Annotated in this window: 6 protein-coding genes; 5 read left to right on the top strand and 1 reads right to left on the bottom strand. The window is 44.0% G+C overall.

What is annotated here, in order from left to right; translation table 11 throughout:
* Window positions 1-463: 463 nt before the first annotated feature.
* The 5 genes from ABF638_RS22990 (at window position 464) to ABF638_RS22970 (ending at window position 7,946) form a co-directional block, all read left to right on the top strand.
* Window positions 464-964 (top strand): fatty acid hydroxylase, encoded by a 501-nt coding sequence (locus ABF638_RS22990; protein ID WP_435025282.1) that lies wholly within the window; start codon window positions 464-466, stop codon window positions 962-964.
* 318 nt (window positions 965-1,282) lie between these two features.
* Complete coding sequence (locus tag ABF638_RS22985) at window positions 1,283-1,525, top strand: hypothetical protein (protein WP_435025281.1); 243 nt, start codon at window positions 1,283-1,285, stop codon at window positions 1,523-1,525.
* Complete coding sequence (locus tag ABF638_RS22980; RefSeq protein WP_435025280.1) at window positions 1,512-3,491, top strand: sensor histidine kinase; 1,980 nt, start codon at window positions 1,512-1,514, stop codon at window positions 3,489-3,491. Before ABF638_RS22985 ends, ABF638_RS22980 begins: the two co-directional genes overlap by 14 nt.
* Window positions 3,492-3,504: 13 nt before the next feature.
* Window positions 3,505-7,254, top strand: coding sequence for a PAS domain S-box protein (locus ABF638_RS22975; protein ID WP_435025279.1), 3,750 nt, complete (start codon window positions 3,505-3,507; stop codon window positions 7,252-7,254).
* 314 nt (window positions 7,255-7,568) lie between these two features.
* The gene (locus ABF638_RS22970; protein WP_181928199.1) at window positions 7,569-7,946 is read left to right on the top strand and encodes a response regulator transcription factor; all 378 of its coding nucleotides are present in this window, start codon (window positions 7,569-7,571) and stop codon (window positions 7,944-7,946) included.
* Window positions 7,947-8,026: 80 nt separating this feature from the next.
* On the opposite strand, the gene ABF638_RS22965 is transcribed toward ABF638_RS22970, so the two are convergent.
* Window positions 8,027-9,007 (bottom strand): aldo/keto reductase, encoded by a 981-nt coding sequence (locus ABF638_RS22965; protein WP_435025277.1) that lies wholly within the window; start codon window positions 9,005-9,007, stop codon window positions 8,027-8,029.
* Window positions 9,008-9,095: the final 88 nt, after the last annotated feature.

Raw genomic sequence — 9,095 nt, 5'->3', positions numbered from 1 at the left:
TTAACATATTTTGGGCTGTTTTTATCGGATTTTTCTTAACATTCAACACTTTTGCTTAATTACAATCAACTTATAATTAACAATGTTGAAGAAAGCCTTAACCTAAATTTGTACTAACTTTAACTCAACCTTTGCTTACGCTGTATGTCTTAGTAAGAAGATTGTGTAGTAACTATGGTAAAATACTGTATTCCAATCGGGTTTTAGATGTATTTTACCATTAACCCAGAGCTAGTAGTCAAATTGGAGGTTCTTAGGAGTTGCTGTTTACTGCATTAAGGATTGGAGATTCATGAAACTGCAACTAACCCAATTACATATACTCTGAGCCAAATTAACTGAAGCGTAGACACATGAAACGCACAGATGCTGCTGGCATAGCGAAAAACTAAGTGTCTACGCTGACAGCATGACATTTGCATGTTTTCTGTGGAGTTTTCTTAACTATTCTTGAGGAGTACAAATGCTTGAGGCTATCGCTGTTGCTTGGTTATTACTGTTTATTGGCGATTTTCTATCTACATTCTTTTACCACGTACCCGAGCACGTTTTTGGTAGCCTTCATTTAAAAACGCACCACTCCTGGAAGAAGGATTTCCGTCACTACGCTATTTTGACTTTTAATCGCCAGGTTCTTTTAGATGGTATCTTGGGAGCTTTGCCTTATGTACTCATAGCAGTAGTCTTATGGTCTTTCTCTCCCATTGGCGTGATTTCTGGATTACTACTTGGTCAGTTTCATGTATGGTGGAGACACATAAGTGTACTGGGTTGGCAAACTCCAAAGCCTGTAAATATTTTATGCCAAATTCTATTTATTACTACTCCTGAGAGACACTGGTTACATCATCACAAAACTAATTTAGGTTTCGGTGATATTTTCACTTTCTTTGAACAACCTGCACAAATGTGGTTGCGCTGGCTTCGACTGCTTAGACTTCGTTTTCGCTACTCTCGGATCTAACTGAAGCTACCATGTACCAAAATATTTTTTAAAATTAGCAAAAGAAGCTGCGATCGCAGCTTCTTTTTGAGAATAAATGTGCTTACCTAACATATTCAAAAATTTTAAATATAACTTAAACCTATAATTTTTTCTAATTATAAAGTTTTTCTTTATATTTTTTAGAACTCATCAAAAAGTAAACGAGTTACACAAAGAGAAGGATGCCTCTATTACGGAGTTTCAAGGTATTGGCTACTGCTCAACTTCGCTGTTACATCACCAATATTTTTGGGAAGACTAGTCTTAATTAGTAAATTATTATATTCCTAGATTTTTATGACTATTCCTCTCTTTTCTAGAGGTGTTGGGCGTAGCTTGCTTATCCGAAGAGGTAAGGATAGCTACGGTGAAGAAGCCAAGAGGACATTCAGCGATCGCTTAGTCGAGCCGCAGGAGACAGAAGGTAGAAGGTTGAAATACAGTGCAGATTACTCTTGGAGACGCTCTGTTAACAGACCTACAGTGATTGCTAGAAATTTGCAACCTGCTCTAGATGAGGTGTTTCATGTCCGCAGTTAGCCTCAGAAAGCTGCTCAACAAAAAAGAGTTGCCATCTCTTATTCATAACTTAGTCTACCAGTTCAACATTGCCATTGATGTTGAATTGGTGGACGGCACGAAACTGATTAGCATTGGAGAGAAAACTGTAGAAAACCGTTATCCAATTGAGGTTTCAGGAGAAATTATTGGTTGGGTTGTTGGGGAAGAACAGGCAACTTTACTGGCAAATTTGCTCTCATTTCTGGCAAAGCAGGAAGCGGAGAAGAAAGTACTCGCTAAAGAATTGCTGGAGCGATATCAGGAAATTGATTTGTTTGACGATATCTCGACTCAACTGACAACAAGTTTAGATACGCGACAGATTGGCCAACTTGTGCTGCAAGAATTGAGTCAATTAATTGAATCATCTGCGGGAATGATTTTGCTCCTCAGTCCAGATGCAACTGCGTTTGAAATCATTGCCGAATTTGGTGTGTTCTTTGACCACAATCAGCCGGAACCGGGTAAGGGAATTATTGGCAACATTGTGCAATCCAACCGAGCAGAACTGGTCAATGATGTGCAAGCTGATGCGCGATTGGAGGGGCAAAAAAACGTTAGTGCCATGATTTGTGTACCGTTACGAGCCAAAGAGCGGGTACTGGGAGCGATCGCCATTGGAACGCCCAAAACTGACTCATACAAGGCTGAACACCTGAAACTTGTGAGTATCTTTGCCTCTCAAACAGCGATCGCTATTGACAAAGCTGTGCTTTACGAGCAAAGCACTCAAGCCGCACTCCAGGCAAAAGCCCAAACACAGAAGCTTCAGCAAGCTCTCCATGAGTTGCAATTGGCCCAAACTAAGTTGATCCAAAGCGAAAAAATGTCCAGTCTAGGGCAACTCATTGCTGGAGTTGCCCACGAAATCAACAACCCGGTTAACTTTATTTACGGCAATTTAAAGTATGTTGCCGAATATGCTCAAGACTTGTTGCACCTGTTGGAAAAGTATCAGAAATTCCTACCTGTTGCTCCTCCAGAACTGGAATCAGAGTTAGACAACATAGACCTAGAATTTATTATGCAGGATCTCCCCAAACTGCTAGATTCAATGAAACTGGGTACAAGTCGCATTGTTGAAATTGTCCAATCCCTGAAAAACTTCTCCCGCCATGACGAAGCAGAAATGAAAGCCGTTAACATCCACGATGGCATCGATGGAACCTTAATGATTCTTCACCATCGCCTGAAAGCAGATGTTCATCGTCCGGCAATTGAAATCGTTAAAGACTATGCAAAACTTCCCCTAATTGAATGCTACCCCGGACAGTTGAATCAGGTATTTATGAACATCCTGGCAAATGCCATTGATGCTTTGGAAGAAGATATAGAAAATTCGGGAGTCAGGAGTAGTTCCCAATCCTCCATCCCCAATTCCCAAATCACTATTCGTACCAAAGTCCTTGACCAACAATGGGTTGTGATTCGCATTGCTGACAACGGCCCAGGAATGAAGGAGGAGGTAATTCGCCGTATTTACGATCCCTTTTTCACCACGAAAGATATTGGTAAGGGAACCGGGTTAGGCATGGCAATCAGCTACCAAATTGTTGTAGACAAACATGGGGGAATGCTCAAATGTCGTTCTCAACCAGGTGAAGGGACAGAATTCTGGATTCAGATTCCAGTCAATTGTGCATTTGCAGAAGCTACTGAAGAACAGAATTGCGCTTCTGCCTCGCCAACTCACACCACAGAATTATCTCATATTCCCGATATCGACGGCTTCATTCCATCAACAGTTCCAATGCTCAAACCGACGGATTTGCTGATCCGCCACACTCAATTGATCCAGCGACTCTCACAGCACAGTCCAGGCATAGAAGGTGCATCACCCGATCAAATTTACCAGATGTTTCAACACCACCCAATTTCGTTAAAGCTTTACGCCACTTTGTTGTCTTGGTTCTGTTGTTCTAACCCTACCCAAATACGCCACTAAAGAAACCTCAACCATGTTTAAGCAACTTGATGAATACAACAGTCAGCTATTTGAACAATGTCCTGTTGGGCTAGTATTATGCCGAACAGATGGGACGCTAATTAACATCAACCTTGCCTATGCTGCCATTTTGGGACGTACTGTTTCAGAAACCCTAAATCTCAACTATCACCAGATTACTCCTGAAAACTATGCGATCGCAGACCAAGCTACGCTAGAGAATCTAGAACAAACTGGTCGCTATGGCCCTTATGAGAAAGAGTTAATCCATAAAGATGGCCATCTGGTTCCGGTCAGAATCTCTGGATTGATGATTGAGAAAGATGGAGAGCAACTGATCTGGTCTAGTGTGGAGGACATCAGCAACCTTCGACGCGTTCAGCAGGAACGCCAACATACTGAACAAATCCTGAAACAGAGTGAAGCCCGATACCGCTCTCTGGTTGCTACTGCACAAATTGTTTGGGTAAGTACACCAGAAGGAATTTGCTTTGAACTGACAAGCTGGATAGCCTATACAGGTCAAAGTCTAGCAGAAGCCGAAAATGGGGGCTGGATTGATGCCGTTCATCCCGAAGATCGCGATCGCACAGCCCAAGTCTGGGGTGCAGCCGTGACCAACGGCAGTCTCTACCAAATTGAATACCGAATTCGTGGCAAGGATGGTAATTATCGCTACTTCTGGGTCTGTGGCGCTCCTGTCCTAGAAGCAGATGGCAGCATCCGCGAGTGGATTGGCACCTGCACAGATATTCACGATCGCAAGCTAGCAGAAAAAACTTTGCAACAGAGCGAAGAACGGTTTCGTTCTTTGGTGACTGCCAGCTCACAAATTGTCTGGTTGACTACCCCTGAAGGACGGGCGGTGAGCTGTGAAATGTCTACCTGGTTAGCGTACACAGGTCAGAGTGCAGATGAAATCGAGGGTTTGGGCTGGCTCGATCCGATTCACCCTGATTACCGCGCTCGAACCGCCCAAGCCTGGAGTAATGCTGTGGCGAATCAGAGTCTCTTTCAAACTGAATATCAGTTACGTGGCAAAGACGGCAGCTACCGCCACTTTTTTGTCTGTGGTACCCCCATTTTAGAAAAAGATGGCAGTGTCCGAGAATGGATTGGTACTTGCACTGATATTCACGATCGCAAACTGGCAGAAGCCGAAAATCAGCGTCTTAAAGAACGCTATCGCTCTTTAGTAACTGCTACTTCACAGATCATCTGGGGAGCTACCCCGGAAGGATTGGGAATCAGCAGGGAAATGCTCACCTGGATGGCCTATACGGGGCAGAGCGAAGCTGAAGTTGAGGGTTGGGGCTGGCTCGATCCGATTCACCCTCATGACCGTGCCACTTCCACTGAAGCTTGGAATGCTGCTGTGGCAAACCGAGGTATCTACCAAACCGAATATCGATTGCGTGGCAAGGATGGCACATACCGCTACTTCTCTGTTTGTGGTGCCCCCGTCCTGGAAGAAGATGGCAGCATTCGGGAATGGATTGGTGCTTGCAGCGATATTCACGATCGCAAACAGGCAGAAGCCGAAAATCAGCGTTTAATGGACATGTTAAATCATTCCAGTGATGCCATCATCGTCCGTGACATGAGCGACAAAATCTCCCACTGGAATCAGGGTGCTGAAAGGCTCTACGGTTGGACACGGGAGGAAGTGAAAGACAAATGCATTCAGACTTTTATCAAAAAAACCTTTCTCAAACCAAAGGAAGAAATTGTCGCAGAGTTATTAGAGCAAGGTAATTGGGAAGGAGAAGTGGAACATCTCACCCATGAAGGCAAACTGATTACCGTCCAAAGCCGATGGACGTTGCAACGGGACATTGACCGTCAGCCCTGCGCGGTGCTGGAAATCAATACCGACATCACTGCCCGTAAACAAGCAGAAATCGCTCTAAGGCAACTGAATCAAGAACTGGAAGCCAGAGTTATAGAACGGACAGCTGCTCTGCAAAATACCTTAGCTGAAGCGCAGGGATTAAATGCCATTTTAGATAACTTAGCAGATGGTTTGTTAGTGGCAGACACCGCAGGACAAATTACCCACTTCAATCCTGCCCTTTTAGCTATGTATGGATTGACAGCTAGCGCCCTCAATGGTCACTACCGAGAATTGTCACTATCTGGTTTAGCAGAGCTGATTGCACAAACTCAGTCCCATCCCGGAGAAGTTTTCTCTGCCGAAGTTGTACTGACGAAGGAACGCATTGGTCAGGCAGTGGCCACCGCCATTTTCAAAAAAACAGCAGATCAAGAACCCGCAGCCTGCTTCGGTTCGGCGCTGCTGATTCGGGATGTGACGGCAGAAAAGGAAATCGACCAGATGAAAACCGACTTCATCTCAACAGTTTCCCATGAACTGCGAACGCCACTAACTTCTGTTCTTGGTTTTGCGTCCATCATTCAAGAAAAGCTAGAAAGCGATGTGTTCCCAATGCTTTCTACCGAAGACCGGAAGCTTCAGAAAACGATTAAGCGGGTGGCTGACAATCTCAACATTATTGTATCGGAAGCAGAACGGCTCACATCTTTGATTAACGATGTTCTGGACATCGCCAAGATGGAAGCAGGGAAGGTGGAATGGCAGATGCAGCCCCTTGATCCTAGTGAATTACTGGATTGGGCAACCAATTCAACCGCCGGGTTATTTGAAACCAATGGCTTGCAGTTAGTCAGCGAGATTGAACCTGGACTGCCTCAGATAGTAGGCGATCGCAACCGTCTGCTGCAAGTTTTAATCAACCTGATTTCCAATGCCGTTAAGTTTACCGAATCTGGTTGCGTCACCTGTCGCGTCAAACAAAGAAACGACGGTGTTTGCATTAGCGTCATCGATACAGGCATTGGGATTGCACCTGAAGACCAGCCTAAGGTATTCGAGAAATTCCGCCAAGTTGGTGACACCCTCACCGACAAACCCAAGGGTACAGGTTTAGGACTACCCATTTGTAAGCAAATTGTCGATCATCACGGCGGTAAAATCTGGGTTGAGAGTGAACCAGGTCACGGCAGCATATTCTCGTTCATCATTCCCACCTACGCCAGCGATCAAAAAACCACTGCTAATCTAAATCTGGATACCCTAGTCAAACAACTCAAAGAACACGTCATCACCAAAAACACTGTGTTGAACCAAAACCGTAAAACAATTTTGGTTGTAGATGATGACGCGAACATTCGGGAACTACTCCGTCAACAATTAGAAAATGAAGGCTACAACGTTCGGGAAGGAAAAGATGGCATGGATGCAATTCATCAAATAAAAACAGCCCGTCCCGATTTGATTCTTTTGGATGTGATGATGCCGCAAATCAATGGCTTTGATGTAGCAGCCGTCCTCAAAAATGATCCTCAGACCGCAGACATTCCGATCATTATTTTGTCAATTATTGAAAACAAAGAACGGGGCTACCACATTGGCATTGATCGCTATCTCACCAAGCCCATTGACACAGAAAAACTCCTCAGCGAAATTGGCTCACTACTTTATCAGGGCACTTCTAGTAAAAAGGTATTGGTTGTAGATAAAAATGCATCAGCCTTAAAAACCCTATCAGATGTACTGCAAACTCAGGGATATAGCGTGATTGAAGCCTCCAATCCGCAAGAATGCATTTATAAAGCCCTGTCAGCCAAACCTGACATGATCATCATCGATTCTATCTTCTCTCAAGAAGCCGATTTGGTGAAAACCCTACGCTTTGAGAAGGAGTTGGAAAATGTATTTTTTATTATGTTGTCTGAACAGTAATTGCCGGGACTGGGGATTGGGGACTGGGGACTAGGGAAGAGTTTTTCTAAAATCCAATACCGAATACCCAATACCCAATACCCAATACCCAATACCGAATGGCACTAAGAAAAGGGAAAATCGTTGAGGCAGAAGGGGTGCAGAGGAGCGGAGGAGCAGGGGAGAAAGAAGAAATTTTAGGCATTGCGTTCAGATATTTAGAAATTCCCCTCTGCCCCCCTGCTCCCCTGCCCCTCTGCAATCCTTACGCCGCTTACCTTTCAGGCTAACTTAGTGCCATTCACCCAATACCCAATCCCCAATCCCCAACTCCTATGACCCAGAAAATTTTGATTGTTGACGATGAACCCAATATCTTGATTTTGATGGAACAAGCTTTAGAAGCATTAGAAGACGAGGGTGTTGAACTTCTAACTGCTAGAAATGGAGAAGAAGCTCTCGAAACTATTAAAACTGAAAAACCAAACCTAGTTTTTCTTGATGTGATGATGCCTAAAATGAATGGTCTGCAAGTCTGCCATATTGTAAAACACGACCTGGCAATGACTGATGTTTACATTGTGATATTGACAGCTAAGGGACAAGAATTTGATAAACAAAAAGGTATTGAAGTGGGTGCAGACTTATATCTAACTAAACCATTTCGCCCTAAAGAAGTACTTGAAAAATCAATGCAGGTGTTGGGTTTTTGAGGAAAGTCTTAAATGCTTTTCACCTGCTTTCGCAGTACTTAGAATAATCGGCACAAATCTGGTTACACTTCGTTAATGAATCAACGGTTAACAGTACTCATATCAGGGTAGCGCTCACCTGCTGCTACACCTTTTGGTGCAACTGCTTCCAGTCGGTTCAACTCTTGTTCCGTCAGGGTAATTTCGGTAGCTGCAACATTCTCCTCTAAGTAGGTACGGCGTTTTGTACCAGGAATTGGGACAATATCTTCCCCTTGAGCGAATAGCCATGCTAGTGCAAGCTGACTCGCAGTTACTCCTTTTTCGGTGGCAATTGCCTTCACTTGCTCGACTAATTGCAGGTTCTTAGAGAAATTCTCACCTTGAAAGCGAGGAGCATTTCTGCGATAGTCATCAGGTGCTAGATCATCAGGGCTAGCGATCGCACCTGATAAAAACCCTCTTCCTAATGGACTATAGGGAACAAACCCAATTCCTAATTCTCGCACAGTAGGTAAAATTTCATCCTCTGGCTCTCGACTCCAAAGAGAGTATTCGGTTTGCAGTGCCGTAATGGGGTGAACTGCCACAGCCCGTCGAATCGTAGCAGGAGCAGCTTCTGAAAGCCCTAAATAACGAACTTTTCCCAGCTTAACTAATTCTGCCATTGCTCCTACAGTATCTTCAATGGGTACGGTTTGATCTACCCGATGTTGATAATAGAGGTCAATCACTTCCACTCCTAGACGTTTTAGTGAGGCATCGCAAGCTTGATGGACATATTCGGGTTTGCCACTAATCCCTTTCCAACCACCATCTTCAGTGCGAACATTGCCAAATTTGGTTGCTAATACTACTTGATCACGGCGATCTTTAATTGCTTTGCCTACTAGTTGCTCATTAGTAAACGGCCCATACATATCAGCAGTATCAAGAAAATTAACTCCAAGCTCCAATGCTCGATGAATTGTAGCGATCGCCTCATTTTCATCACGGCCACTATAGAATTCAGACATTCCCATGCAACCAAGTCCGATAGCTGAAACTTCTAACCCCTGTTTACCTAGTTTTCTGGTTCTCATAAAACAATCTCCTAGTCAGTAATTGGTCAGAGGAAATCAAGTCTTTCAGAATTATCCCTTTTCCTCTCATCAAGTCATCTACACTTAG

The organism is Nostoc sp. CALU 1950, from assembly GCF_051172895.1.
GTDB classification, from domain to species: Bacteria; Cyanobacteriota; Cyanobacteriia; order Cyanobacteriales; family Nostocaceae; genus Nostoc; species Nostoc edaphicum_A.
This window is presented reverse-complemented; position numbering and strand designations above follow the sequence as displayed.